This window comes from Pseudomonas sp. FSL R10-2189, assembly GCF_009600325.1.
GTDB classification, from domain to species: domain Bacteria; phylum Pseudomonadota; class Gammaproteobacteria; order Pseudomonadales; family Pseudomonadaceae; genus Aquipseudomonas; species Aquipseudomonas helleri.
In genome coordinates, this window is record NZ_WIVZ01000027.1 from 54,190 (window position 1) to 79,485 (window position 25,296).

A 25,296-nucleotide genomic window follows, 5' to 3' on the forward strand; every position below is an offset into this window, starting at 1 on the left:
GGTGTTCAGGCCTTCGGCAGCACCACGGTAAATGTCGTGCCCTTGTCTAGCGTCGAGGTCACGGTAATTTCGCCGTGGTGCGCGTCGACCACTTCTTTAACGATAAACAAACCCAGCCCCAGGCTGGTGGTCGCGCCGGGTAATGTGGCGTCTTCGCTTGGGCTGCGCACCAGCGGGTCAAATAAAGAGCCCAGTGCATCTTTAGCAATCGGAATGCCCAGGTTGTGTACGCACAGCCTGACGGTGTCACTGCTCCCCACGACACTCAAGTTGATTTCGCCCTGCCTGGCACCATGTTGCAGGGCGTTACCAATCAGATTTTGTAACAGCTGCCCGATGCGGCTCGGGTCCCACAAGCCTTCAACGTCGCCCTCTACGTGCAGGGTCGGTGTGCAATTGGGCTGACCTGCGCTGGCTTCTTCAAGGGCTCTCTGGCAAGCGTCAGCCAAGTTCATCAAGCGCCTTTCAATGGGCATTCCGCTGCCCAGCCGGCTGCGCACAAACTGCAACAAGTCACTGATCATCGTCCCCATGTAGTGGGTGCCATTTTTGATCGCGGCCACGTAAGTCAGCGCCTGGTCATCCAGTTTGGCTTTGCGTTGGAGCATTTCGGTGGAAAAGCTGACTGCCTGTAAGGGGGCGCGCAGATCGTGGCCCAAAATGGCCAGGAAGATGTCCCGCGAGCGATTGACCTGCTCGGCATAGGCCGCCGTGGACTCTGCCAACGCTTCATCAATCGCTTCGTTAAAGCGAATCATGTCGTGAAGGTGGTTCTGGTCGGGGCTCTCGACGCTTTTTACCCACAGGCGAATGACGCAGGCTCGCAGGTGGCGAAACTCTGAGGTCATCTGCACCAGGTCAAACCCGACGGCGTGGCGCAATTCACCGTGGCTGGCAGAAGCGTGGTCCAGGCTTGGGGTTTTTGCCGGGCCTTCGCCCTCAGCCTTGGCCTGTTGTTCGCTGGCGGTTTGTGCCGTGACCATGTCGCGTGAAGCCGCCAGCAAAATGGCTTTGGCGTGGTCGCGCAGGGCTGCGCTGTCCATCGTTTCGGCGGCCGGGGTAATGGTGGCGGCGAACTGCTCCCATTCATCCACGATACGATCAACATTTTCCACGATGAACTGGGATAGGCGCATGGCCGCACACCTTGCTGCAAGAGCGGTAGTCATAAAAAGGTGACGCATAGTACGCCTTCATACAACGTCCTTCATCCAGCTTGGTCCCGAGCGGCAAAAAATCAAGCCCCCGACGGCATCACTGAGGGCTGCACGCGAGGGTCCGATCGCGTGCAGCTTTGCTCAGTGCAGCCGGTTGTCAAAACAAAAAGTACCGCTGCGCCATCGGTAGCACGTCGGCGGGCTCGCACCACAACAACACGCCGTCAGCCTTGACCTGATAGGTCTGCGGGTCGACGTCGATGTGGGGCAGGTAGCCGTTGTGGATCAGGTCGGTTTTTTGCACATCGCGACAGCCTTTGACCACGCCAATCTGCTTTTTCAGCCCGAGTTTTTCCGGGACCCCGGCGTCGGCCGCCGCCTGACTGATAAAGGTCAGGCTGGTGGCATGCCGCGAGCCGCCGTAGCTGGCGAACATGGGGCGGTAATGAACCGGCTGCGGGGTGGGGATCGAGCCGTTGGCGTCGCCCATCAGGCTTGAGGCAATGGCCCCACCTTTAAGAATCAACGTGGGTTTGACCCCGAAAAACGCCGGGCGCCACAGCACCAGATCGGCCCATTTGCCCACTTCAATCGAGCCCACCTCATGGCTGATGCCGTGGGTGATGGCCGGGTTGATGGTGTACTTGGCGATGTAGCGTTTGGCGCGGAAGTTGTCGTTGCCGGGCGTATCTTCCGGCAACGGGCCGCGTTGTTTCTTCATCTTGTCGGCGGTTTGCCAGGTGCGCGTAATCACCTCGCCCACCCGGCCCATGGCCTGGCTGTCAGAGCTGATCATCGAGAACGCGCCAAGGTCGTGAAGAATGTCTTCAGCGGCAATGGTCTCGCGGCGGATACGGCTTTCAGCGAAGGCCACGTCTTCGGCAATGCTCGGGTCCAGGTGATGGCAGACCATCAGCATGTCGAGGTGCTCGTCGATGGTGTTGCGGGTAAACGGCCGGGTCGGGTTGGTCGAACTGGGCAGCACGTTGGTGAAGCCGCAGGCCTTGATGATGTCCGGGGCGTGGCCGCCGCCTGCACCTTCGGTGTGGTAGGTGTGGATGGTGCGGCCCTTGAAGGCGGCCAGGGTGGTTTCGACAAAGCCGGACTCGTTCAGCGTGTCGCTGTGAATCGCCACCTGCACGTCGTACAGGTCGGCCACGCTCAGGCAATTATCGATGGAGGCGGGCGTGGTGCCCCAGTCTTCGTGCAGCTTGAGGCCGATGGCCCCAGCTTCGACCTGTTCGATCAACGGCTGCGGCAGGCTGGCGTTGCCCTTGCCGGTAAAACCCATGTTCATCGGGAACGAATCGGCGGCTTGCAGCATGCGCGCCATGTGCCACGGGCCGGAGGTGCAGGTGGTGGCGTTGGAACCGGTAGCGGGGCCGGTGCCGCCGCCGATCATGGTGGTCACGCCGCTGTTCAGCGCTTCATCAATTTGCTGGGGGCAGATGAAGTGAATGTGCGTGTCGATGCCGCCTGCGGTGAGAATCATGCCTTCACCGGCAATAACTTCGGTGCTGGCGCCGATGGCGATGGTCACGTTGGGCTGGATGTCCGGGTTGCCGGCTTTGCCGATGCTGTGGATACGGCCGTCTTTAAGGCCCACATCGGCTTTGACGATGCCCCAGTGATCGATGATCAGCGCGTTGGTGATCAGCGTGTCGACTACCTCGGCGGCGAGCAACTGGCTCTGGCCCATGCCGTCACGAATCACCTTGCCGCCGCCGAACTTTACTTCTTCACCGTAGGTGGTGAAATCCTGCTCGACCTCGATCCACAACTCGGTGTCGGCCAAGCGAACCTTGTCACCCACAGTAGGACCGAACATGTCGGCATAAGCCTGGCGGGATATTTTCATTGCACGTTCCTAAGACAGTTAGACCGAACCTGTAGGAGCGAGCTTGCCTCGCGATCTTTTGGAAGATCAAAAGATCGCGAGGCAAGCTCGCTCCTACGCAGGGGAAGAGCGGTTAATCCAGATTGCCCATGACTCGCCCGGCAAAGCCGAACACGCGACGCAGCCCGGCCAGTTCCACCAGTTCCACTTCGCGGGTTTGCCCGGGCTCAAAGCGCACCGCTGTGCCCGCGGGGATGTTGAGGCGCATGCCACGGCTGTCGCCGCGATCAAACATCAGCGCGTCGTTGGTCTCGAAAAAGTGATAGTGCGAGCCCACCTGAATCGGCCGGTCGCCACGGTTGGACACGCTGAGGGTGTGGGTGCGGCGACCGACGTTGAGTTCGATCTCGCCCGCTTCAATCCGGTATTCGCCTGGAATCATTGCGGCTCACTCAAGGTTTTGTAGTAGATGGCTGTCGGCGCGTAGGTGCCGTTAGGGTTTTGGCAATAGTTGGGCAGTTCGCCGACACGGGTGTAGCCCAGCGCGCTGTAGAAGTTTTCGGCGGGTGAACCGGCCTCGGTATCCAGGTGCAGCAGGCCGCGTTTTTGCGCACGTGCGCCTTGCTCCAGGGCATGGATCAGCACTTGGCCCAGACCACGGCGGCGCGCCTCGTTCAGCACCAGCAGCTTTTGCACTTCGGCGCGGTTGAGGCCGTTGGCCCGTTGGCACAGCGCCAATTGCACGCTGGCCAGCACGCGCTGATCCTCGACCAGCACCCATAGCAGCAGGTTGCCCTGTGCCAGTTGCGTGTGCACATCGTCGAAGTAACGATTGGCCTGAGCCAGGTCAAAGTCGCCCATAAAGCCGACCGAAGCCCCGTGCTTTACGGCGTCGACCAGCAGCTCGATCAAGCCTTCGCGGTACTGCGCGAACGTGGCCGCGGTGACTTGAATCGGTTGTTCGGTGGTCATTGCCCACGCTCCTGTGGTGGTAGTGCGCCGGGGTTGAGCATCAGTTGCATAAAGGTCAGGTCGAGCCAGTTGCCGAATTTTATCCCGACCTGCGGCATGCGCCCGCTGGTGACGAAACCCAGTTGTTTATGCACATGAATCGAGGCCGCATTGCCGCCTTCGATGGCCGCCACCATCACGTGCTTGCCGCAGCCTCGGGCGCGTTCAATCAGTGCGGCGAGCAGCTTGGGACCCAGTTTTTTGCCGCGCTGGTCGGGGTGCACGTACACCGAATGCTCGACGGTGTGGCGAAAGCCTTCAAAGGGCCGCCAGTCACCAAAGGAGGCATAGCCCAAGGCAATATCGGCATCGTCGACGATCACCAAAATCGGATACCCCTGGGCCTGGCGGGCGTTGAACCACTGCTGGCGGTTGTCGAGGTCGACGGTTTGCTCGTTCCAGATCGCCAGTGTGTTGAGCACGGCATCGTTGTAAATGTCGAGAATGGCAGGCAAGTCGTCCGCGACGGCATCACGAATAACGTAAGACATGGCGCAGCCTCAGGCGATGGGTTGGTGGACGGTGACCAGCTTGGTGCCGTCAGGGAAGGTGGCTTCGACCTGAATGTCCGGGATCATTTCCGGGATGCCTTCCATCACCTGTTCACGCGACAGCAAGGTAGTGCCGTAGTGCATCAGTTCGGCTACGGTACGGCCATCGCGTGCGCCTTCGAGCAGGGCTGCAGAGATATAGGCGATGGTTTCCGGGTAATTGAGTTTCACACCCCGGGCCAGTCGACGCTCAGCCAACAGGCCGGCGGTGAAGATCAGCATCTTGTCTTTTTCGCGTGGAGTCAGGTCCATGGTGGAGTCCGTGTTCGGCAGTTAAAAATGGTGTGGGTTGCTTAAAGTCAAAAGCCCCTCTCCCTAGCCCTCTCCCGGAGGGAGAGGGGACTAAAGGCAAAAGCGGGGTGAGGGCTCTTCAAGTGCTCCAAATTCGGGGTGCAAGCGCCTCGCGGCCCAGCAATGCCGGGCGCAGCAAACGCCATAACTCAATCAGCCAGCCCCGCGCCTGCAAGGCTTCAGTGGCCAGGCAGCGGGCCACCAGCAACCCCGGCAGTTGGGTCAAATCCCCGCGTACCGGGTTCGGCAGGCTGCGGCAGGTTTCCAGCAGTTCAGCGCTGATCTCACCCGTCACCAACAACGTGGCAAATACCGGGTTGCCGTCCAGGCCAATAGGGGAGTCCAGCAGCCCGTCATCACCGACGATGCGCTGGCGCTCATGCCAGAGCAATTGACCGTCGCGTCGAATATCCAGGTGGGACTGAAAATGCCCGCGCTCAAACCGCTCGCCACTGGCCATGCGGCCCAGCGCCACCATGTCCCAGTAAAACAGCCGGGCATCGCCCTCAAGCTCAATGCGTGTGCTGATGTCGGCCTGGGCCGCGCTGAACACGATGGTTTCTTGTGGCAGCCATTCGAGGGTCGCGCCTGCGGCCACGTTGAGTTCGACGCTCTGGAAGGCCGGGCCCGCGGCGCGGTACCACTTGGCTGCGCCGGGGCTGGTGAGTTGCGCCCAGGCATCGGGCCCGACGCTGGCGCGGATGTCCAGCCGGTCGCCGCCCGCAATCCCGCCGGGCGGGTGGACGATGATGTGCTGGCACACGTCGGGGCCTTCGGCGTACAGGTGCTTTTGCACCCGCAGCGGACCGAGGTGGCGGCGCAGGGTCGGGCGCGTAGTGTCGCCAAAACGCCCATAGCCCAGCTCCAGCTCAGCGTGCCAGCTGGGGGTGAACAGCGCGATGTTGGCAGGCAAATTCATATGTAGGACTTTTTACCCGGAAAGAGTGACAGATTAAATCGTCACCAGCCCGCGCACACCTTCTGTTTGCATATTTTCACCCCGGCCTTGCTGAACGATTTCGCCCCGCGACATCACCAGGTACTGATCGGCCAGTTCCTCGGCAAAATCGTAGAACTGCTCTACCAGCAAAATCGCCATGTCGCCGCGTGCTGCAAGCATTTTGATCACTGCGCCGATCTCCTTGATCACCGAGGGCTGAATGCCTTCGGTGGGCTCGTCGAGGATCAGCAGCCGTGGCCGGCTGGCCAGCGCACGGCCAATCGCCAGTTGTTGCTGCTGACCACCGGACAAGTCGCCGCCACGCCGGTGCTTCATTTGCAGCAACACCGGGAACAGTTCGTAGATAAACGCGGGCACTTCACGGGCTTCGGAGCCGGGAAAGCGCGACAGGCCCATCAGCAGGTTTTCTTCAACGGTGAGGCGCCCGAAAATCTCGCGGCCCTGGGGTACGTAGGCAATACCGGCATGTACCCGTTGGTGGGGTTTGAGCGTGGTGATGGTCTTGCCTTCCCACTGCACGTTGCCTTCCTTGACGGGCAACAAGCCCATCAGGCACTTGAGTAACGTGGTTTTACCCACGCCATTGCGACCCAGCAGGCAGGTGACTTCACCCACTTTGACCTCAAACGACAGGCCGCGCAGGATGTGGCTGCCGCCGTAGTACTGGTGCAGCTTTTCGACTTGAAGCATGTTCAGATTCCTTCATTCCTTTGTAGGAGCGAGCTTGTCTCGCGATCTTTTGATCTTCTAAAAGATCGCGAGACAAGCTCGCTCCTACAGGGGGATTTGATCTAACGACCCAGATAAACCTCAATCACCCGTTCATCCGCCTGCACCTGCTCCAGCGAGCCTTCGGCCAGCACGCTGCCCTGGTGCAAGACGGTGACGTGGTCGGCAATGGCGCCGACAAAGCCCATGTCGTGCTCTACCACCATCAGCGAGTGTTTGCCCGCAAGGCTTTTGAACAGTTCGGCGGTGAACTCGGTTTCGGCGTCGGTCATGCCCGCCACCGGCTCGTCCAGCAGCAACAGCTGTGGGTCTTGCATCAGCAGCATGCCGATCTCCAGGAACTGCTTCTGGCCGTGGGACAGCAACCCGGCCTGACGCTGCGCCGAGCTGCTCAAACGAATGGTCTCGAGCACTTCAGCAATGCGGTCTTTTTGCTCGCCGCTGAGGGTGGCGCGCAGGCTGGCCCACACCGACTTGTCGGTTTTCTGCGCCAGTTCGAGGTTTTCGAACACGCTCAAGGCTTCAAACACGGTGGGCTTCTGGAACTTGCGGCCAATCCCGGCCTGGGCGATCTGCACTTCGCTCATTTGCCGCAGGTCCAGGGTTTCACCAAACCAGGCCTGGCCTTCGGTGGGCCGGGTCTTGCCGGTGATGACGTCCATCATCGTGGTTTTACCGGCACCGTTCGGGCCGATGATGCAGCGCAACTCACCCACGCCGATGTACAGGTTGAGGTTGTTCAGGGCCTTGAAACCATCGAAGCTGACGCTGATGTCTTCGAGGGTCAGGATAGTGCCGTGGCGGGTGTTCAGGCCCTTGCCGGCGGCTTGGCCCAAGCCAATGGCGTCGCGGCCGCTGCCTGAGTCCTTGCTGGGGTCGAGTACAGGTTCGAGCATGACGTTCCTCATTGTTCACCCCGTTTCTTCAACAGGCCGATGATGCCTTTGGGCAGGTACAGCGTGACGACGATAAACAGCGCGCCGAGGAAGAACAGCCAGTACTCAGGGAAGGCCACGGTGAACCAGCTCTTCATGCCGTTGACCACGCCCGCGCCGAGCAGCGGCCCGATCAGGGTGCCGCGCCCGCCCAAGGCAACCCACACGGCGGCTTCGATGGAGTTGGTCGGCGACATTTCACCGGGGTTGATGATGCCTACTTGCGGCACATACAACGCTCCGGCCAGGCCGCACAGCACCGCGCTCAGTACCCAGACAAACAACTTGAAACCGCGCGGGTCGTAGCCGCAGAACATCAGGCGGTTTTCGGCGTCACGCAGCGCGGTCAGCACCCGGCCAAATTTACTGCGGGCCAGGCGCCAGCCGACAAACAGGCTGGCCACCAGCAACAGCACCGTGGCGAAAAACAGCACCGCACGTGTGCCGGGCTCAGTGATGCCAAAGCCCAAAATGCTGCGAAAGTTGGTGAAGCCGTTGTTGCCGCCAAAGCCGGTTTCGTTGCGGAAAAACAACAGCATCCCGGCAAAGGTCAACGCTTGGGTCATGATCGAGAAGTACACGCCTTTGATCCGCGAGCGGAAGGCGAAAAAGCCGAACACCAATGCCAGCAAACCGGGCGCTAGCACCACCAGGCACATCGCCCACCAGAAGTGCTCGGTACCGACCCAGTACCACGGCAATTGCGTCCACGACAAAAAGGTCATGAAGTCTGGCAGCGCGTCGCCCGAGGCCTGGCGCATCAGGTACATGCCCATGGCATAGCCGCCCAGGGCAAAGAACAAGCCATGGCCCAGCGACAGCAGCCCGGCATAACCCCAGACCAGATCCAGCGCCAGGGCAACGATGGCATAGCAGAGGATCTTGCCCACCAGCGTGAGGGTGTAGGCCGACACCTGGAACGGGCTGTCGGCGGGCAATAGCGAGAGCAGCGGCATGGCCAGCAGCCCCAGCAGGATCAGGCCGCCAACCAGTGCGGTCACGGTAGGCCCGGCTTTTTGTGTGGCGGTAAGCATCAGAGGCTGATTCATCAGTCGATCACCCGTCCTTTGAGCGCGAAGAGACCTTGCGGGCGCTTCTGGATAAACAAAATGATCAGCCCCAGGATCAGGATTTTGCCGAGCACGGCGCCGATCTGTGGTTCAAGAATCTTGTTCGCGATGCCCAGCCCGAAGGCCGCGTACACGGTACCCGCCAGTTGACCGACGCCGCCCAGCACCACCACCAGAAACGAGTCGATGATGTAGCCCTGGCCGAGGTCCGGGCCGACGTTGCCGATCTGGCTCAAGGCCACGCCACCGAGCCCGGCAATGCCCGAGCCCAGGCCAAAGGCGAGCATGTCCACGCGCCCGGTCGGTACGCCGCAGCAGGCGGCCATGTTGCGGTTCTGGGTGACGGCGCGCACGTTGAGGCCCAGGCGGGTTTTGTTCAGCAGCAGCCAAGTCAGGAAGACCACAGCCAAGGCGAAAACAATGATCACCAAGCGGTTGTACGGCAGCACCAGATTGGGCAGCACTTGAATCCCGCCCGAGAGCCAGGCCGGGTTGGCCACTTCGACGTTTTGTGCACCGAACAGCACACGCACCAGCTGGATCAGGATCAGGCTGATGCCCCACGTCGCCAGCAGGGTTTCCAGCGGGCGGCCATAAAGGTGACGAATGATGGTGCGCTCCAGCACCATGCCGATGGCGGCGGTGACAAAAAACGCTACCGGCAGGGCCAGCAACGGGTAGAACTCGATGGCGCCGGGGGCGAAGCGTTGAAACAGTAACTGCACGCAATAGGTCGAGTAGGCGCCGAGCATCAGCATCTCGCCATGGGCCATGTTGATCACCCCCAGCAAGCCAAAGGTGATGGCCAGGCCGAGGGCCGCGAGCAGCAGAATCGAGCCCAGCGACAAGCCGCTGAAGGCTTGGCCGAGCAGGTCGCCGATGAGCAGTTTGCGTTTGACCTGGGCCAGGCTGGTTTCGGCGGCGGTACGCACCGTGGCGTTGGTTTCGACGTCCGGTTGCAGCAGATTTTCAAGGCGGGTGCGGGCCAGCGGTTCGCCGGTTTCACCGAGCAAACGCACGGCGCTCAAGCGCACGGCGGGGTCAGGATCAACCAGTTGCAGATTGGCCAGCGCGAGGCTCAAGGCCGCGTGCACATCGTGGTCGGTTTCTTCTGCCAGTTGCTGGTCGAGGAATTTAAGCTGCGCCGGTTTGGCGGATTTTTGCAATTGCTGGGCGGCGCTCAGCCGCAGTTTCGGGTCGGCGGCCAGCAGTTGGTGGCTGGCCAGGGCGGTTTCAACCAGCCCGCGCAGACGGTTGTTCAGGCGCAAGGTTTTGACGTTGCCGTCGACGGTGACTTGCCCCTGTTGCAGGCTGTTGATCAGTTCAACACGGGCTGGGGTGGGCTGTGCAGCCCAGCTTTCGAGGAGTTGGGCCTGCACCGAATTATTGGCCGCCGCGAAGTCGCTGGCGTCATCGGCATAAGCGCCCAGTGGCAGCAGCACCAAGAGTGCGCAGATAAAACGAAAAAGGGCAGTGGGCATAGTTTTAGCCTTGCGCAAATAGAAACAACTCAACATCCCTGTGGGAGCGGGCTTGCTCGCGATTCATTCAATGCGGTTTTGGCAAGAAACCGCGTCGATACATTCGCGAGCAAGCCCGCTCCCACAGCGGCACAACGATGCTGCCGGGGGTTAGTTACTTTTCACCGGGGCGTCCGGTTTTTTGTCGTTGCCAGGAATGAACGGGCTCCATGGCTGGGCGCGGATGGGTTCTGGGGTTTGCCATACCACGTTGAACTGGCCGTCATCCTGGATCTCGCCGATCATCACCGGCTTGTGCAGGTGGTGGTTGGTTTTGTCCATGGTCAGGGTGTAGCCCGACGGCGCGGCGAAGGTCTGGCCGGCCATGGCCTCGCGGACTTTATCGACATCGGTGGACTTGGCTTTTTCTGCCGCCTGCGCCCACATATGAATGCCCACGTAGGTGGCTTCCATCGGGTCGTTGGTCACGGCTTTATCAGCGCCCGGCAAGTTGTGGGCCTTGGCGTAGGCTTTCCAGTCGTCGACAAACTTCTTGTTGACCGGGTTATCCACCGACTCGAAGTAGTTCCAGGCGGCGAGGTTGCCCACCAGCGGCTTGGTGTCGATGCCGCGCAGTTCTTCTTCGCCCACCGAGAAGGCAATTACTGGCACGTCGGTGGCTTTCAGGCCCTGGTTGGCCAACTCTTTATAGAACGGCACGTTGGAGTCGCCGTTCACGGTCGAGATCACCGCAGTCTTGCCACCTGCCGAGAACTTTTTGATGTTGGACACGATGGTCTGGTAATCGCTGTGACCAAACGGCGTGTAGACCTCCTGGATGTCCTTGTCGGCTACGCCTTTGGAATGCAGGAACGCACGCAAGATTTTGTTGGTGGTGCGCGGGTACACGTAGTCGGTGCCCAGCAACACGAAGCGCTTGGCGCTGCCGCCGTCTTCGCTCATCAAATACTCAACCGCCGGGATGGCTTGCTGGTTAGGCGCTGCACCGGTGTAGAACACGTTGGGCGACATCTCTTCGCCCTCGTATTGCACCGGGTAGAAGAGCAGGCCGTTGAGTTCTTCAAACACCGGCAGTACCGATTTACGGGACACCGAGGTCCAGCAACCGAACACTACCGCGACTTTGTCCTGGGTCAGCAACTGGCGGGCCTTTTCGGCAAACAGCGGCCAGTTGGAAGCCGGGTCGACCACCACCGGTTCGAGCATCTTGCCGTTCACCCCGCCCTTGGCGTTGATCTCGTCGATGGTCATCAAGGCCATGTCTTTGAGCGAGGTTTCAGAGATCGCCATGGTCCCGGACAACGAATGCAGAATCCCCACCTTGATGGTCTCGGCGGCTTGCACCGTCCAGGTCAGACCCATGGCGGCAATGGATGCCGAGAGGGTGAACGCTTTGATCAAGCTACGACGCTTCATGGGCCGATCTCCAGATGTCTGATTTTTCTAATGGTCTATACGGACGCTGGAGAGGTCTTTTGCAAGGGCTGTGCCGAAGTGGTGCGAGGGCTCTGTAATGGGGCTTGTGGACAATGTTGTGAGTTCAGGCGCACCAGTTCGGAGCCTGAAGTCGGCTTTGGTGCGCAGCGTGCGCAGTGCTGGTGCAGGAGGAGGGAAGCGTTATCGCTTGCGCATCAAACCGATAAAGAACAGCCCGCCGATGGCTGCCGTGGCCACGCCGATGGGCAAGTCTTCGGGGGCGATCAGGGTGCGGGCGGCGACATCGACCCAGACCAGGAACACGCTGCCCAGCAGCGCTGACACCGGCAGTAATCGCCGGTGTTCGGCGCCCACCAGACGCCGGGCGATGTGCGGGATCATCAGGCCGACAAAACCGATGGAACCGCTGATGGCCACCAGCACGCCGGTCATCAGTGAGGCGATCAAGAACACCTTGAGCCGCACATTGCGCGCATTCAGGCCGAGGGTCACGGCGGTTTGCTCCCCGGCCATCAAGGCGTTCAGCGGGCGGGCCATGCCCAGCAGCAAAAACAGCCCCAGCAGCACCACGGCGCTGGGCACGGCCAGCAGTTCCCAGCGGGCCAGCCCGAGGCCGCCGAGCATCCAGAACAGTACGGCAGAACTGGCGCGGTGGTCACCCAAAAACAGCAAGGTGTTGGCCACTGCCATCATCACGAACGACACGGCCACGCCGCACAGCAGCAGGCGGTCGCTGTCCAGACGCCCCTGGCGGCTGGCGATGGCCAGTACCAGCAACATGCTCAGCAATGCGCCGATAAAGGCGGCAATGGGCAAGGTCAGCAGGCCGACGATTTCGCCCACGTGCAGCACCACAATCACCGCGCCCAACGTCGCGCCGCTGGTGACCCCGAGCAAGTGCGGATCAGCCAGCGGGTTGCGGGTCACGGCTTGTAACACCGCACCGATCAACGCCAGACCTGCACCTACCAAGGCGCCGAGCAGCATGCGCGGCACGCGGATCAGCCACACGATGTGCTCCTGGCCAGCGCTCCAGCTCACCTCGCCGAGGCCAAACAGCTTGTTAAGCAAAATGTGCCACACCACGTCGACCGGCACCCGCGCCGGGCCAAAACCCAGCGACACCACGCATGACACCAGCAGCAGTGCGCCAAGGCTGATCAGTAACAGGGCGTAGCGGCTAGACATCATTGTGGATGAAACCCTTTGGCCAGGGTTTCGATGGCCAGCACGTTGTCGATGCCCGGCGTAGCTTGCACGTAGGGGATGACGATAAAGCGTTTGTGCTTGATGGCGTCCACCGATTGCAGGGCCGGGTTGGTTTCGAGAAAGCGCTGCTTTTGCTCGGCGGTGACTTCGCTGTAGTCGACGATGACGATGACCTCGGGGTTGCGCTCGACCACGGTTTCCCAGTTAACGCGGGTCCAGCTGGCGTCGATGTCGCTGAGAATGTCATCGCCACCCGCGGCTTCGATCAGCGCGTGGGGGATGCCCAGTTTGCCCGAAGTCATGGCGCGGTCTTCGCCGCTGTCATACAGAAACACCCGGGGTTTTGACGCCGGAAGGGACTTTTGCACGTCGGCGATTTTTGCCTGCATCTGTGCGATCAATGCGTTGGCGCGGTCTTGCACGTCGAAGATTTTGCCGAGGTTGCGCAGGTCGTTGTAGGTGTCTTCCATGCTGGCGGGAGGGCGCTTCATTACAAACGCACACGACTCGGTCAACTCATACACGTTGATGCCCAGCGGGGTGAGGGTGTGCGGCGTAAGGTCGCCACCCACGCGCATGCCGTAATCCCACCCGGCGAAGAAGAAATCAACGTTGGCATTGAGCAGGGTTTCAACCGACGGGTACTTGCTGGCCAGCTCGGGCAGGCCGTCGAGAATGGCCTTCATTTCGGGCGTTACCGACTTCCAGCCACTGATGCCGCTGTACCCGGCCATGCGCGGCTTGAGGCCCAGAGCGAGCATCATTTGGGTCATGTTGATGTCGTGGCTGACCGCATGCTTGGGCGCTTGGGTGAAGGTCACGTCACGGTTGCAGCTTTTAATCGTCAGCGGGTAGGTCGTGGCATCGGCCTGAGCCAGTTGCGCGCCGAATAAAACAGCCAGGCACAGGGCGAGACGGATCAGCTTCATGGTTGGGTTATCCAGGTAATGCGCGGGTAGCCGGACAGTGGGTGGTCGTCGACCAGCGCGTCCACGCCGAAAACGTTGCGTAATAATTCAACGGTCAACACCTCGCGCGGCGTGCCGCTGGCGATGATCTTGCCGTGGTTGATCACGTACAGCCGATCACAAAAAGCCGCTGCCAGATTAAGGTCGTGGATGCTGGCCAGGGTGCCGATGTTCAGGCGCTTGACCCGTTGCAGCAGCTCCAGCTGATAGCGCGGATCGAGGTGGTTGGTCGGCTCGTCGAGGATCAGCAGGTCGGGTTGTTGGGTCAGGGCGCGGGCCAGGATCACACGCTGTTTTTCGCCGCCCGAGAGGGTGGCGAAGGCGTGGTCTTCAAAGCCTTGCAGGCCGACGGATTCGAGGGCGTCTCTGGCCAGTTCGCGGTCGGCCTGGGTGTCGCCGTCAAACAGGCCTTTGTGCGGGGTACGGCCCATGGCGACCACTTCATCAACGGTCAGGCCAAAGGCGTCAGGGAATTCTTGCAGCACCACGGCGATGCGTTGGGCGCACCAGCGGGGTGACTGTTGCCACAGGTTGTGCGGACCGAGATGAACCTCGCCCGCTTCGGGCTTGCTGAAGCGATAAGCACAGCGCAACAGGCTGGTTTTACCGCTGCCGTTGGGCCCGATCAACCCCACAAACTCACCGGCCGCCACGTGCAGGTTGGCATCACGCAGCTTGAACTGGTGATGACAATGGCCGTGGCCCAGGGGCGTCCAGGCGAGTTTGGTGAGGGTGAGCGTGCTCATGAACATTCCAATGAGTGAACTCTGTAGGAGCGAGCTTGCTCGCGATCTTTTGATCTTTAAAAGATCGCGAGCAAGCTCGCTCCTACAGGGGGTTAGATGTGCTTAGAAGGTGTAATCCGCCGTAACGAAGACCGAACGCGGTTCACCCATGATCCATTGTTGGCCGTCATTGTATTGGCTTAAGGCGTATTGGCGGTTGAACAAATTGTTTACGCGCAGCCCCAGGGTGGTTTTTGGCAGGGCTTTCCAGCTCACGGTGGCATCCACCACGGTGTAGCTTGGCAGCACGGCGGTGTTGGCCACATCTGCGTATCGCGCGTCTACATAGCGCACACCGGCGCCCGCGTTCACGTCGTCGGTCACGGCTTTGCTCAACCACAGGTTGGCGGTACGGCGCGGTACTTCGGCGGGGCGGTTGCCTTTGAACGACACGCCGCCCTGATCGAATTTGTCGTATTGCGCACGGACGATGGCGGCGTTGGCCTGGAACTGCCAGCGGTGTGGCAGTTGCAGATCAAGGCTGGCTTCCAGGCCTTTTGAGGATTGTTCGCCCACTTGCAGCGTGCGGGTGAAGTCGGCCGGGTCGGTGGTCAGCAAATCCTTTTTGACGATGTGATACGCCGCCAGTGTCCACTCGCCGCGCTGGTCCCAGAACAGTTGCTTGAAGCCGACTTCGGTCTGGCGCGCATGGGCCAGGCCAAAGTTTTGCTGGTTCTGGCTCAGGCTAATCAAACCGCCGACGCCATCGACGCTGGTGGCTTGTTGTGCGTAAACCGAGGTGTCCGGGGTCAGTTCGTACACCAGCCCGACTTTCCAGCTGTTGGCCGAGAGGCTGCGGTCCGAGCGGGTGGTGAGGTTGTCCACCGAGAAATCATCGCGGTCCAGGTGCACCATGTCGCGGCGCACGCCGGTCACCAGCGACAGCTGATCGGTCAGCTCGGTGCGGTTTTCGGCGAACAGCGAAAACTGCTGCGTGGTGGTGGTGAACTGGTCGCGGTAAGGCGAAGCACTTTGCCATTGGCCACGGTCCGGGTGGTACAGGTCGATCGGCTGGCCGTCTGCGTCCACGTCGTGATACGGCGAGTTGCTGTGCAAATTGAAGTGGATACGGTTGTAGTCCATGCCCACCAGGGTTTTGCTCTTGAGGCCGAACAGGTCATGGCTGAGCGCGAAGGTCTGGCGGTCGCCGACCTGCTCCTGCTCATGCTTGATGCTGAAATAGCCGCCGCGCAGCAGGGTTTGGCTGGCCTCGTCCCAGGCGTGGTTTTCAGCGTTCTGCCAACGGCGCTGGGCTTTGAGGTAATACAGCTCGTTGGTGGCGGTCAGGTTGTCGTTGATCCGCCATTCGCTGTTCAGGCGCGTCCACTGGTCGTTGTAGTGCAGCTTTGCGTCACTGACGTTGTAGTTCTTGTCGCGCAGGCCCTTGTGATAACGGCCATTGATCAACGGCACGCCGAAATCGTTTTGCGGCTCCTGGTCGCCGTAGTCGTGGCTCAGGGTGAACGCCAGATCATCCGTGGCCTGCCAGCGCAGGGCCGCGCTGATAAAGGTGTTTTCAGAGTCGCCGTGGTCGATCCAGCCATTGCTCTGGGTGTGGTTGATGTTCAACCGGTAGCTCAGGGTGTCGGTCAGCGAGCCGCCGCTGTCCAGTGCCTGCTGTTGGCGATCGTAGGAGCCGTAGCCGACGCGGATGTGGTTTTCGATCTCGCCGCTGAACGGTTTTTTCGGGATCACGTTGATCACCGCGCCGGTCGCGCCTTCGCCATACAACACCGACGCCGGGCCGCGCAGCACGTCGATGCGCTCAACTGACCAGTCATCTACCGGGAAGGTCACGGTGCCCGCGCCGCTGTACATGCGAGTGCCGTCGTACAGCTGCATGACCGAGCCTTCGCCGACAAAACCGCGCGCCGAGTACGCCGAACCGCCATTGCCCGGCGAGCCGGTGAAGCTGATGCCGGTGGTGCGGGTCACTGCGTCCTGCACGCTGCTGTCGCCACGGGCGCGGATCTGCGCGCCGGTCAGGCTTTCGACGCTGGCCGGGGTTTCGAGGCTGCTGAGGTTCAGGCGCGAACCGGCGGTGGTGGCGGTCTTGAGGTCGACGCTCTCGGCATCGATTTGCGGGGCGGTGATGGTGGCGGCAGGCAGCATCAGGGACGGCGCGGTGTCATCCGCGTGGGCGCTGTTAACCACCAGCAGGCAAAGGCTGGAAAGCAGGTACTTGTTCATTAGGGCAGTGAGTCGCTTTTTTCTGGAGGTGTGCCCGCTGCCTCCTGGCGGCGGGTGATCGAGCTTGAATTGTTTTGTTACACAGTAACAACAATTTCTCGCGTGATACTGGCGTGCCAGTATCCACATATCTCTGGATCGCGCATCTCGGATGTTTCATGCCCGCTATGAGGCACGCTCATGTTGAGGTTTTGAGCGCACGAGCAGGAGTAAGCGGTCCAGCAACCAGACGCCAATCAACGAGGCACCGACCAAGGGGAACGCCACCGCCAGGGCGAGGATGATCACCACCCCGGTTTTCCAGGTCGGCAGGTCATGGCGCAGCGGCGGTACGCCCAGACCGCCTTTGGGGCGGCGTTTCCACCAGATCACCAGGCCGCTGGTCGAACTCAGCAGGATCATCAGGCAGATCAGCAGAATCGCGATCTGGTTCAGCGAACCGAACAATTTGCCTTCGTGCAGCATCACGCCCATTTCCGTGGCGCGGGCGACGTTGCTGTAATGCTGCCAACGCACATCGGCCAGGACCTCGCCGGTGTATTGATCGACATGCAGGGTGGCGTCGTTGCGCGGGTCGTCAGCGAACACCGCAATGGTAAACACGCCTTGCGCCGTGGTGGGCAAGGTGATGCTGTAGCCGGGTTCGACCTTGCGCGTGCTGGCGGTGTCGACCACCTCTTGCAAGGTGATGCCGGGCGCCGCCGGGCCAGACGTGTGAGCGCCGTGGGCCATGTGCTCGGCGTGCGCGCCGGACACCGGCATCGGTGTGTTTTCCATGGCCCAGGGCACGGTCTGGCGGGCGGCGCTGTTCAGGGTGCGGGCTTCAACGTCTGATTGGGGCACGTTGTTCCACATAGCGGCGGGGAACTGGTTCCACAGGTCGGCGTATTGCTTGCCCCAAAAACCGGTCCAGGTCATACCGCTGATCAGCATGAACAACAGCAAGGCTGCGCCCCAGAACCCGGTGACGGCATGCAGGTCGCGCCACAAGACCCGGCCGCGACGGCTCAAGCGCGGCCACAAGATACCCGCCGCAGATTGCCCGCGCGGCCACCACAGGTACAAGCCGGACACCACCAGCACCACGCCCCAGCCAGCGGCGAGTTCCACCAGCCGGTCGCCGAGGGTGCCGATCATCAATTCGCCGTGCAGGGCACGGGCCACGGCTTGCAGGTTGAGCTTGGCGTCTTGCTCGCCCAGCACTTCGCCGCTGTACGGGTTGATAAACACATTGAGCTGGCGCCCGGCATTACTGAGCACAAATTGCGCGCTGCGCTCCGGGTTGATCGGCGGCAGGTACTGGCTGATATGACCCTGTGGATAAGTGGCTTGCACGCGCTGCAACTGGTCGTCGGCACTGAGTCGGTGGTGGCCGGGGCTGACGTTGATCAGGTGGTCGTAGAGCAATGGGTCGAGCTGGGGTTTGAACAGGTAAATAATCCCGGTCAGGGCCAGCAGAATCATGAACGGCGCGACAAACAGCCCGGCATAGAAATGCCAGCGCCAGGCCAGGTTGTAAAACGATGGTGTGGGTTGGCTCATCAGGAGCGGCTCCGCAAAGAATTCATCAGGTGTAGGAGCGAGCTTGCCTCGCGATCTTTTGATTTTTAAAAGATCGCGAGACGAGCTCGCTCCTACAGGGGAAGGTGCTGTTAGAAGCTCACATCAACCTTGGTCCAGAGTGTGCGGCCTGGTTCGTTGATCGCGGTCGGGTCGTTTGACGGGTAGCCAAACCCGGCGTTGCCCGCCATGTTCAGGTGCTCGCTGTAGGTTTTATCCAGCAGGTTGTCGACCCCGGCGCTGACCTTGAGGTTTTTGTTGATGCGGTACGCACCGTTCAACGAGAACACGCCAAAGCCGGCGCTCTTGCCGTAGTCCTTGCCGACCACGTTGCCCGCGTTGCGGTCGATGCGGTCCTGGCGTGCAACCACACGCCACAGGGCGCCAGCGCTCCAGTCGTCTTCGCTGTAGGTCAGGCCGAGGCGGGTGTCCAGCGGCGGCATCTGCGGCAGGGCTTTACCGTCCGTGGTGTTTTTGCCCCAGGCGTAGGCCAGGGTCGCGTCGGCCTTCCAGTGCTCGGTCAGTTGATACGCGGCGCCCAATTCGCCGCCCATGATGCGGGCGTTGATGTTTTGCGCCTGGGAGCTGGTTTGTGTGTAGTCAAACAAGATGTAGTCGTGAATCACCCCGGCATAGGCCGACACCCAAGCTTCGAGGTCCTGGGTTTTGTATTGCAGGCCAACGTCGAGCTGGGTGGTTTTCTCAGGCTTGATGGCGTCGAAGGCGTTCACTGAACCGGCCGGGCCGGAGTTGGGCGAAAACAGTTCCCAGTAGTCCGGGAAGCGCTGCACATGGCCCAAGCCTGCGTACACCGTGGTCGGGCTGTTGGCCATGTCATGTTCATAACGTACGAAGCCGCTGGGCAGCGTGTCGGCGCGGGTTTTGTCCTGGGTCGGGTTGGGTTTGCTCATCATCCCCGAGCCCAGCCGGGCCCGGAAATCCTTGGCCGAGGCGCGGTCCAGACGGGCGCCGGTGATCACGCGATCACGCTCGGCGGCGTACCAGGTCAACTCGGCAAAGGCGCCGTAGTTGTGGAAGTCGGCGTCCTTGGTCCAGTTCTGCGCCTTGTAGGTGTCGATGCCCATGCCGGAGCGAGTGCGGTGTTCGTTGGTTTGCGCGTCGATGCCGCTGATCAACTGCACATCGGCCCAGCGCCAGGTGGCCTTGATGCGTGCGCCGAGGGTGCGCCGGTCAACGTTAACGCCCATGGGCCCGGCCATCATGCCGGTGCCGGACGGGGTGCGCAGTGTGTAGTTGTCCATCACGTGGTCGGCGTAGTTGTAGTAGACCTGCGCTTCGAGCGTGTCGAGCACGTCGCCGATGTTGGACTTTTCAAAGCGCAGACCGAGGCTTTCACGCTTGTACTGGCTGCCGTCCATGCCACGTCCGGCCGAGCGAGCTTCGCCATCGCCCTTGCCTGCGGTGAGTTCGAGCAGGGTGTCGGCGTCCGGGGTCCAGCCGAGGGCGACGTCGCCGTTCCACTTGTCGTAGCGCGACGGCACGGTGTGGCCGTCACCGTCTTTGTAGTCGTCGGAGTGGGCGGTGTTGCCGATGACCCGCAGGTAGCCCTGCGTGCCCCCGACGGCGGCATCGAGGGTCTTGTCGAAACGCCCGTTTGAGCCTGCCAGCACGCTGGCGTTGATGCGCGACCCCAGCTCGCCAAAATGCTCGGGCTCGCGCTCAAACAGCACCGTACCTGCTGACGAACCCGGCCCCCACTGCACGCTTTGCGGGCCTTTGATGACGGTGAGTTTGTCGTAGGTTTCGGGGGCGATATACGAGGTTGGCGTGTCCATGCGGCCGGGGCAGGCGCCGATCATCTGGCCGCCATTGGTGAGGATGTTGAGTCGCGACCCGAACATGCCGCGCAAGATCGGCTCGCCGTTGGTGCCGCCATTGCGGATCAGGGCAAAGCCCGGGATGGTCTTTAAATAATCCCCGCCATCGCTGGCGGGCACTGGCTGGCGCGGATCTTTGGGGTTGGTGACGATGGTCAGCGGCGAGCTGGGGGCGATGGCGGTAATCACCAGCGGGCTGATTTCATTGGTGTGTGCGGCGTGCTCGTCAAGTGTCTCGGCGGCCAGGGCGGCGGGTGCCAGCAACGCGCAGCACAGTGTGCTCAGGGCAAACGGCAGCACTGTGTGGGCGTGAGGCAAACGGGAGGCAGCAGTAAAGCGGGACATAGGCATTCCAGTATTCAAGCGAAAACAACACGGCCGACGCCCTGCGGCTGTCTAAAGCAGCGCCTGCAGGTCGGCCAGGTAGAGGATGTTGTGAACGTGCTTAAACGAATGCCGGAGGCGCCCGAGCGCGGGCGCCGGGGAAGATCGGTTGTTGCGCATGCCCCAACCGTGTGGGCTGTGCCAGATAACTTTTGGGGCGCAGCGAGTCGAACAGGGTGATGTCAGCGGTGTGCGGCAGGGCCGGGCAACTGAACAGCAGCGTGCAGTAGCCGCATTTTTCCCACAGTGCATGGTGCTCGGCAGACGGCGCGTGATGCCCGGCGTGTTCGCCGTGCGCCGACATGTCCATGCCCATCTCCATGGACATTGGCATCGACATGGAGCCGTGATGATTCATCGGCACCGCTTGGGAAATCAGCGGGCCGATAAAAATCATCAGCATGGCAAACAGGCTCAGCCAACTGCCGCGAACTTGCGACATGGAGTGCCTGGCGCGAGGGGCGCGCATGGGGCTCAAAAACCGGGGTCGTTAGTGAGCGTGCATGTGTTCCATGTTGTCTTCAGGGGGCTGTTTTTGCACCGAGACTTCAACCGGTATGTCACCGGCTTTCTCGAAATGCAGGGTCAGCGGGAAGCGTTTGCCGTCTTGCAGCAGGCTGCGGTCTTTAATGTCGACCAGCATTACGTGGTACGCCATCGGCCCGAAGGTCACCGTGCCACCGGGGGCAACGACGACGTCCGTCACCGGCTGCATACGCATCAGGTCGCCCTGCATCACGTGCTGGTGCAGTTCGGCGCCCCCGGCAATCGGGGTGTCGGCGCTGAGCAGGCGGTCGGCGGTGCTGCCGGTGTTATGGATCACAAAGTACGCGGCCACGGTGGGTGCATTGGGTGGCAGCTCTTGCGACCACGGGTGGGTTATTTTCAGATCACCGCTTTTGTATTCGTGGGCGTTGGCAAAACAGGCAGGCAACAACAAAGCCGCCGCAATAACGGCGTGCTTGAACAGTGACAGGTTCAACATGGTCATTCTCCGAAATGATTCAGGCGCAAAAAGGTTGCGAGGGCGAATCAGACCAGAGGGGAAGCGCGGGGGTTAAGGCTCGGCCATTGCTGGCGCGGGGTGGGCCGTTTGAGGTGATCGGGGACTTGGCTATGGCCACGTTCAATCGCGGCGAAATACAGCGTGGGGATATGCGCGGGCAGCGCCACCAGCGGTGCCGAGCCTGAGCAGCACCAGCAATGCTGCATGTTTGAGTGATCGTCTTTCTGGCTGTCGGCGGTGTCGAACTTGCCCAGCGACACGGCCACCATCTTGGTGCCCGTCGAGGTGCAGAAACTGCTCCACATCACCTGCTCGGCCGGCTCGCTGCCAGTGGATGCCATGGCCCCGCCCATCGACATGGCGAGCATGTTGAACAGCACTGCGAAGCAGGCGATCCAGGCAAATGCAAACCGTTGTCGGGACATGACACATTCCATGAGTGAAGCGATCAAGGCGGCTATTTAGCCTGAATGGCCTGCGTAAGTAAAAAGGCCGTGTGTGTGGCGAAATGTCGCGTTAATTAATGTGCTGGTACTGCGTGCACTTCTATTTCAACGCCAAGGTTACTGCGCATGACCGAAAATATGGCGGCCAGATTGTCCATGCTTGGGTTACCGCTGACTGAAAGCATGCGGTGCAAGCTCTTGCTTGGTTTGGCTGTTTCTTTGGCCAGGCTTTCAAATCCGACCGTGGCATTCACCAGGTCGCGAAGAATGACTCGGGCCATTTCGGGTTCGCCATTCAAAAAAAGCGTTGCGGCCTCGTCGAGCAGTGCTTGAGCAAAAGCAGGTTCGCGTTCGGCTCGCTCAGCAATCGTTTGTTTGAAGCTTTTTGTGAGAGCCATAGGAATTACCTCGTGTCTTGTGTCGCTTGTTTACGGCTTTTGTATTCGTTAATCAGTTTTTTAGCCTGCTTGATATCTTTCGTTTGACTGGATTTATGGCCGCCACCGAACAAGATGATCAAACGCTTACCTTCTTGTAACAAATAGATTCTATATCCAGGGCCCCAATCTATACGGTATTCCCCCAAACCTTCAAACCACTTGATGTTTGAGGTGTTGCCCATTTCCATTCGCATGATGGCGGTAGCCACTTTTGCAGCAGCCTGTGCGTCCAATGACGAAAACCAGCGCTCGAAAGGGCTGGTTTGGTCTGGTGAGCAATATTCTTCAACGGTGATCGTCATGGTTAGAAAGGTAACCAATAAGTTACCTTTAGGCAATGAGAAAGATCCGCCAGCTACAGTCGATGTAAAGCCTCTAGCAACTGCGTAGCCGTCCCAAACTCGCGATCAACCTGTGGCAGCACCGGCCGCTTGAGAATCAACACCGGTACCCCGCGTTCGCGGGCGACTTCGAGCTTGGGCTCGGTGGCGCTGCTGCCGCTGTTTTTGCTGATCAGGACGTCGATGCGCCGTTGCTCAAACAGTGCGCGTTCTTCTTCGATCCGGAAGGGGCCGCGGGCGCCGATGACGTCACAGCGCTCATTGCCGGGGTATTCGTCGAGGGCGCGTAAGGTCCAGAACTGCTGTTGCGGGATTTCGTCCAGATGTTCCAGTGGCTCGCGGCCCAGTGTGAACAGCGGGCGCTGGAAGGGTGTGAGGGCCTGAACCAGTTCGGCCCAATCCGCCACTTCGCGCCAGTCATCGCCTGCTTGTGGCGCCCACGCCGGGCGACGCAGCGCCCAGCACGGGACGCCGCTGAGGGCGGCTGCGCGGGCAGCGTTCTGGCTGATTTGCGCGGCGTAAGGGTGGGTGGCGTCCAGCAGCAGGTCGATGCCGTGCTCGCCCATGTAGTGGGCCAGCCCCTCAGCGCCGCCGTAGCCGCCCACCCGCACTTCGCAGCTCAGATCGGTAGGCACGCGGCCGACACCGGCCAGGCTGTAAACGTGTTGCGGGCCCAGGGTGCGGGCAATGGCCAGTGCTTCGGTGACGCCGCCGAGCAATAAAATACGTTTCATGCAAACTCTCCGGCATGGCCGACAACGGCGCCTTGGCGGTCAATGGCAAACACTTCTACCTGCACCGACGCCGGTACCACGCTGCGGGCGAAGTCCAGCGCGTGCTGGCACACCGCATCACCCAGAGCGATGCCTTGCGCGCTGCACATCGCCAGGGCTTGCTGGCTGGTGTTGGCCTGGCGGATGGCCTCTTGCAGCGTGGGGGCAGCGCCAACGGCAGCCGCCCATTCGGCCAGTTGCGGCAAGTCGATGCTGGAATGGCGGCTGTGCAAATCCATATGGCCTGCGGCCAGTTTGCTGATTTTTCCGAAACCGCCGCACAGGCTCAACTTATCCACAGGAACTTTGCGCAGGTGCTTGAGGACCGCGCCTACGAAGTCGCCCATTTCTATCAGCGCGATCTCCGGCAGGTTATACACGCGGCGCATGGTGTCTTCGCTGGCATTGCCGGTGCAGGCGGCGATGTGCAGGTAGCCGTTGGTCTTGGCCACGTCGATGCCCTGGTGGATCGAGGCGATGTACGCGGCACAGGAAAACGGCCGGACGATGCCGCTGGTGCCCAGAATCGACAGGCCGCCGAGAATGCCCAAGCGCGGGTTCATGGTCTTGAGGGCCAGCGATTCGCCGTCCTGAACGTTGACGGTCACTTCAAAGCCACCGTGATAGTGGTGTTCGGCGGCCAGTTGCTGCAGGTGATCGGTGATCATTTTGCGTGGCACCGGGTTGATCGCCGGTTCGCCCACGGGCAGCACCAGACCGGGGCGGGTGACCGTGCCAACGCCCTGGCCTGCGACGAATACGATGCCTGCGTCAGGCAGCAGGCGAACGCGTGAGTACAGCAGCGCGCCGTGGGTCACGTCCGGGTCGTCGCCTGCGTCCTTGAGGGTGCCGGCTTCGGCACCATCGGCCTGCGTGCGGCAGAACTCCAGGCGCATGGTTACCACTTTGCCTTTGGGCAGGGTGATTTCCACGGCGTCATGGCTGACGCCGCTGAGCAAAAGCCGGGCGGCGGCCAGGCTGGTGGCCGTGGCGCAACTGCCGGTGGTCAGGCCGCTGCGCAGGGGCGCGGGTTGTTCGGCGGTTTCGTCACGCATCAAAGGGTTTGGTCATCTCTAACAAGGTAATGGGCAGCGCTTGGCGCCATGTGTCGAAGTCGCCCAGCGGTTGGGCCTGGGCGACGTGTATGCGCGTCAACTCGCCGCCATGGCGTTCGCGCCAGCTCATCAGCAGGGTTTCGCTTTGCAGGGTGACGGCATTGGCCACCAGTCGCCCGCCGGGCTTGAGTTGCTGCCAGCAGGTGTCGAGCACGCCTTCGCGGGTGACGCCGCCGCCGATAAAAATCGCGTCCGGGCGCTCCAGGCCTTCCAGCGCTTGCGGTGCCTTGCCTCGAATTAGCTGCAGGCCCGGCACGCCCAGCGCGTCACGGTTGTGTTCGATCAGTTGCTGACGGCCGCTGTCAGCTTCGATGGCCAAGGCCCGGCAGCTCGGGTAGGTGCGCATCCATTCAATACCAATCGAGCCGCTGCCTGCGCCCACGTCCCACAACAGTTGCCCCGGCAAGGGCGCGAGGCGGGCGAGGGTGATGGCGCGCACATCGCGCTTGGTCAGTTGGCCATCGTGCTGGAAGGCGCTGTCCGGCAAGCCGCCCACGCGGGACAACGGCTGCGCGTTGGCCGAGGCGATGCATTCAATGCCGATCAGGTTCAGGGCCGCGACGGGCGTGTCGTTCCAGTCGTCAGCGCTGGCCTCGACGCGGCGTTCGGCCGGGCCGCCCAGGTGCTCCAGAACACTGATGCGGCTCGGGCCAAAGCCGCGTTCGCGCAACAGCGCCGCAACCGTGGCCGGGCTGCTGCCGTCATTGCTCAGCACCAGCAGACGTGCGCCGCTGTACAAGTGAGCATTGAGCGCAGCCACCGGACGGGCGACCACTGTCAA

26 protein-coding genes are annotated in these 25,296 nt (G+C 61.3%); all 26 read right to left on the reverse strand.

Features of this window, described 5'->3' with window-relative positions:
• Nucleotides 1-5: 5 nt before the first annotated feature.
• The gene (locus GHO32_RS18580) at nt 6-1,136 is read right to left on the reverse strand and encodes a sensor histidine kinase (RefSeq protein ID WP_153335009.1); all 1,131 of its coding nucleotides are present in this window, start codon (nt 1,134-1,136) and stop codon (nt 6-8) included.
• Between the two features lie 178 nt (nt 1,137-1,314).
• On the reverse strand, nt 1,315-3,015 hold the full coding sequence (ureC, locus tag GHO32_RS18585; RefSeq protein ID WP_048366546.1) for an urease subunit alpha: 1,701 nt from the start codon (nt 3,013-3,015) through the stop codon (nt 1,315-1,317).
• Nucleotides 3,016-3,127: 112 nt separating this feature from the next.
• Nucleotides 3,128-3,436, reverse strand: a complete 309-nt coding sequence (locus GHO32_RS18590) for an urease subunit beta (RefSeq protein WP_048366545.1) — start codon at nt 3,434-3,436, stop codon at nt 3,128-3,130.
• On the reverse strand, nt 3,433-3,966 hold the full coding sequence (locus GHO32_RS18595; protein WP_153335010.1) for an N-acetyltransferase: 534 nt from the start codon (nt 3,964-3,966) through the stop codon (nt 3,433-3,435). The genes GHO32_RS18590 and GHO32_RS18595 overlap by 4 nt, the downstream gene beginning before the upstream one ends.
• Complete coding sequence (locus GHO32_RS18600; RefSeq protein WP_153335011.1) at nt 3,963-4,496, reverse strand: GNAT family N-acetyltransferase; 534 nt, start codon at nt 4,494-4,496, stop codon at nt 3,963-3,965. Before GHO32_RS18600 ends, GHO32_RS18595 begins: the two co-directional genes overlap by 4 nt.
• Nucleotides 4,497-4,505: 9 nt before the next feature.
• On the reverse strand, nt 4,506-4,808 hold the full coding sequence (gene ureA / locus GHO32_RS18605; protein WP_048366542.1) for an urease subunit gamma: 303 nt from the start codon (nt 4,806-4,808) through the stop codon (nt 4,506-4,508).
• 118 nt (nt 4,809-4,926) lie between these two features.
• Complete coding sequence (locus GHO32_RS18610; RefSeq protein WP_153338185.1) at nt 4,927-5,766, reverse strand: urease accessory protein UreD; 840 nt, start codon at nt 5,764-5,766, stop codon at nt 4,927-4,929.
• Nucleotides 5,767-5,799: 33 nt separating this feature from the next.
• Nucleotides 5,800-6,498: an urea ABC transporter ATP-binding subunit UrtE gene (urtE, locus tag GHO32_RS18615; RefSeq protein WP_153336613.1), complete on the reverse strand. Its 699-nt coding sequence runs from the start codon at nt 6,496-6,498 to the stop codon at nt 5,800-5,802.
• A 101-nt stretch (nt 6,499-6,599) separates the two neighbouring features.
• Nucleotides 6,600-7,445: an urea ABC transporter ATP-binding protein UrtD gene (gene urtD / locus GHO32_RS18620; protein WP_178113909.1), complete on the reverse strand. Its 846-nt coding sequence runs from the start codon at nt 7,443-7,445 to the stop codon at nt 6,600-6,602.
• Nucleotides 7,442-8,521, reverse strand: a complete 1,080-nt coding sequence (gene urtC / locus GHO32_RS18625; protein ID WP_153336615.1) for an urea ABC transporter permease subunit UrtC — start codon at nt 8,519-8,521, stop codon at nt 7,442-7,444. Before urtC ends, urtD begins: the two co-directional genes overlap by 4 nt.
• Nucleotides 8,521-10,023, reverse strand: coding sequence for an urea ABC transporter permease subunit UrtB (gene urtB, locus GHO32_RS18630; RefSeq protein ID WP_153336616.1), 1,503 nt, complete (start codon nt 10,021-10,023; stop codon nt 8,521-8,523). The genes urtC and urtB overlap by 1 nt, the downstream gene beginning before the upstream one ends.
• 150 nt (nt 10,024-10,173) lie before the next feature.
• Nucleotides 10,174-11,439: an urea ABC transporter substrate-binding protein gene (gene urtA / locus GHO32_RS18635; RefSeq protein ID WP_153336617.1), complete on the reverse strand. Its 1,266-nt coding sequence runs from the start codon at nt 11,437-11,439 to the stop codon at nt 10,174-10,176.
• 201 nt (nt 11,440-11,640) lie between these two features.
• The gene (locus tag GHO32_RS18640; protein ID WP_153336618.1) at nt 11,641-12,651 is read right to left on the reverse strand and encodes an iron ABC transporter permease; all 1,011 of its coding nucleotides are present in this window, start codon (nt 12,649-12,651) and stop codon (nt 11,641-11,643) included.
• Complete coding sequence (locus GHO32_RS18645) at nt 12,648-13,598, reverse strand: ABC transporter substrate-binding protein (RefSeq protein WP_153336619.1); 951 nt, start codon at nt 13,596-13,598, stop codon at nt 12,648-12,650. Before GHO32_RS18645 ends, GHO32_RS18640 begins: the two co-directional genes overlap by 4 nt.
• Entirely contained in the window at nt 13,595-14,383 is a 789-nt protein-coding gene (locus GHO32_RS18650) for an ABC transporter ATP-binding protein (protein WP_153336620.1), read from the reverse strand. Before GHO32_RS18650 ends, GHO32_RS18645 begins: the two co-directional genes overlap by 4 nt.
• A gap of 102 nt (nt 14,384-14,485) precedes the next feature.
• The gene (locus GHO32_RS18655; RefSeq protein WP_153336621.1) at nt 14,486-16,612 is read right to left on the reverse strand and encodes a TonB-dependent siderophore receptor; all 2,127 of its coding nucleotides are present in this window, start codon (nt 16,610-16,612) and stop codon (nt 14,486-14,488) included.
• Nucleotides 16,613-16,777: 165 nt separating this feature from the next.
• Complete coding sequence (locus tag GHO32_RS18660; RefSeq protein ID WP_153336622.1) at nt 16,778-18,154, reverse strand: PepSY domain-containing protein; 1,377 nt, start codon at nt 18,152-18,154, stop codon at nt 16,778-16,780.
• Between the two features lie 110 nt (nt 18,155-18,264).
• Nucleotides 18,265-20,355 carry a TonB-dependent copper receptor gene (locus tag GHO32_RS18665; RefSeq protein ID WP_178113910.1) on the reverse strand — a complete coding sequence of 697 codons (2,091 nt, stop codon included), beginning with the start codon at nt 20,353-20,355 and terminating at the stop codon, nt 18,265-18,267.
• A 100-nt stretch (nt 20,356-20,455) separates the two neighbouring features.
• On the reverse strand, nt 20,456-20,836 hold the full coding sequence (locus GHO32_RS18670) for a DUF2946 domain-containing protein (protein WP_153336624.1): 381 nt from the start codon (nt 20,834-20,836) through the stop codon (nt 20,456-20,458).
• Nucleotides 20,837-20,884: 48 nt separating this feature from the next.
• Nucleotides 20,885-21,379, reverse strand: a complete 495-nt coding sequence (locus GHO32_RS18675) for a copper chaperone PCu(A)C (protein WP_153336625.1) — start codon at nt 21,377-21,379, stop codon at nt 20,885-20,887.
• A gap of 47 nt (nt 21,380-21,426) precedes the next feature.
• Entirely contained in the window at nt 21,427-21,825 is a 399-nt protein-coding gene (locus tag GHO32_RS18680) for a DUF2946 domain-containing protein (RefSeq protein WP_153336626.1), read from the reverse strand.
• A 95-nt stretch (nt 21,826-21,920) separates the two neighbouring features.
• Entirely contained in the window at nt 21,921-22,244 is a 324-nt protein-coding gene (locus GHO32_RS18685; protein WP_153331949.1) for a DNA-binding protein, read from the reverse strand.
• A 5-nt stretch (nt 22,245-22,249) separates the two neighbouring features.
• Nucleotides 22,250-22,588 (reverse strand): type II toxin-antitoxin system RelE/ParE family toxin, encoded by a 339-nt coding sequence (locus GHO32_RS18690; RefSeq protein ID WP_153331966.1) that lies wholly within the window; start codon nt 22,586-22,588, stop codon nt 22,250-22,252.
• 53 nt (nt 22,589-22,641) lie between these two features.
• Complete coding sequence (locus GHO32_RS18695; RefSeq protein ID WP_153338187.1) at nt 22,642-23,361, reverse strand: cobalt-precorrin-6A reductase; 720 nt, start codon at nt 23,359-23,361, stop codon at nt 22,642-22,644.
• Complete coding sequence (locus GHO32_RS18700) at nt 23,358-24,455, reverse strand: cobalt-precorrin-5B (C(1))-methyltransferase (protein ID WP_153338188.1); 1,098 nt, start codon at nt 24,453-24,455, stop codon at nt 23,358-23,360. The genes GHO32_RS18695 and GHO32_RS18700 overlap by 4 nt, the downstream gene beginning before the upstream one ends.
• A partial coding sequence (cbiT, locus tag GHO32_RS18705; protein WP_153442956.1) for a precorrin-6Y C5,15-methyltransferase (decarboxylating) subunit CbiT occupies nt 24,448-25,296 on the reverse strand: 849 nt, incomplete at its 5' end. The genes GHO32_RS18700 and cbiT, both read right to left, overlap by 8 nt.

Excerpts from the sequence above, each read along its gene's own strand:
- GHO32_RS18580 (WP_153335009.1), bottom strand. The coding sequence starts at position 1,136 with ATGCGCCTATCCCAGTTCATCGTGGAAAATGTTGATCGTATCGTGGAT.
- ureC (WP_048366546.1), bottom strand. The coding sequence starts at position 3,015 with ATGAAAATATCCCGCCAGGCTTATGCCGACATGTTCGGTCCTACTGTG.
- GHO32_RS18590 (WP_048366545.1), bottom strand. The coding sequence starts at position 3,436 with ATGATTCCAGGCGAATACCGGATTGAAGCGGGCGAGATCGAACTCAAC.
- GHO32_RS18595 (WP_153335010.1), bottom strand. The coding sequence starts at position 3,966 with ATGACCACCGAACAACCGATTCAAGTCACCGCGGCCACGTTCGCGCAG.
- GHO32_RS18600 (WP_153335011.1), bottom strand. The coding sequence starts at position 4,496 with ATGTCTTACGTTATTCGTGATGCCGTCGCGGACGACTTGCCTGCCATT.
- ureA (WP_048366542.1), bottom strand. The coding sequence starts at position 4,808 with ATGGACCTGACTCCACGCGAAAAAGACAAGATGCTGATCTTCACCGCC.
- GHO32_RS18610 (WP_153338185.1), bottom strand. The coding sequence starts at position 5,766 with ATGAATTTGCCTGCCAACATCGCGCTGTTCACCCCCAGCTGGCACGCT.
- urtE (WP_153336613.1), bottom strand. The coding sequence starts at position 6,498 with ATGCTTCAAGTCGAAAAGCTGCACCAGTACTACGGCGGCAGCCACATC.
- urtD (WP_178113909.1), bottom strand. The coding sequence starts at position 7,445 with ATGAGGAACGTCATGCTCGAACCTGTACTCGACCCCAGCAAGGACTCA.
- urtC (WP_153336615.1), bottom strand. The coding sequence starts at position 8,521 with ATGAATCAGCCTCTGATGCTTACCGCCACACAAAAAGCCGGGCCTACC.
- urtB (WP_153336616.1), bottom strand. The coding sequence starts at position 10,023 with ATGCCCACTGCCCTTTTTCGTTTTATCTGCGCACTCTTGGTGCTGCTG.
- urtA (WP_153336617.1), bottom strand. The coding sequence starts at position 11,439 with ATGAAGCGTCGTAGCTTGATCAAAGCGTTCACCCTCTCGGCATCCATT.
- GHO32_RS18640 (WP_153336618.1), bottom strand. The coding sequence starts at position 12,651 with ATGATGTCTAGCCGCTACGCCCTGTTACTGATCAGCCTTGGCGCACTG.
- GHO32_RS18645 (WP_153336619.1), bottom strand. The coding sequence starts at position 13,598 with ATGAAGCTGATCCGTCTCGCCCTGTGCCTGGCTGTTTTATTCGGCGCG.
- GHO32_RS18650 (WP_153336620.1), bottom strand. The coding sequence starts at position 14,383 with ATGAGCACGCTCACCCTCACCAAACTCGCCTGGACGCCCCTGGGCCAC.
- GHO32_RS18655 (WP_153336621.1), bottom strand. The coding sequence starts at position 16,612 with ATGAACAAGTACCTGCTTTCCAGCCTTTGCCTGCTGGTGGTTAACAGC.
- GHO32_RS18660 (WP_153336622.1), bottom strand. The coding sequence starts at position 18,154 with ATGAGCCAACCCACACCATCGTTTTACAACCTGGCCTGGCGCTGGCAT.
- GHO32_RS18665 (WP_178113910.1), bottom strand. The coding sequence starts at position 20,355 with ATGTCCCGCTTTACTGCTGCCTCCCGTTTGCCTCACGCCCACACAGTG.
- GHO32_RS18670 (WP_153336624.1), bottom strand. The coding sequence starts at position 20,836 with ATGTCGCAAGTTCGCGGCAGTTGGCTGAGCCTGTTTGCCATGCTGATG.
- GHO32_RS18675 (WP_153336625.1), bottom strand. The coding sequence starts at position 21,379 with ATGTTGAACCTGTCACTGTTCAAGCACGCCGTTATTGCGGCGGCTTTG.
- GHO32_RS18680 (WP_153336626.1), bottom strand. The coding sequence starts at position 21,825 with ATGTCCCGACAACGGTTTGCATTTGCCTGGATCGCCTGCTTCGCAGTG.
- GHO32_RS18685 (WP_153331949.1), bottom strand. The coding sequence starts at position 22,244 with ATGGCTCTCACAAAAAGCTTCAAACAAACGATTGCTGAGCGAGCCGAA.
- GHO32_RS18690 (WP_153331966.1), bottom strand. The coding sequence starts at position 22,588 with ATGACGATCACCGTTGAAGAATATTGCTCACCAGACCAAACCAGCCCT.
- GHO32_RS18695 (WP_153338187.1), bottom strand. The coding sequence starts at position 23,361 with ATGAAACGTATTTTATTGCTCGGCGGCGTCACCGAAGCACTGGCCATT.
- GHO32_RS18700 (WP_153338188.1), bottom strand. The coding sequence starts at position 24,455 with ATGCGTGACGAAACCGCCGAACAACCCGCGCCCCTGCGCAGCGGCCTG.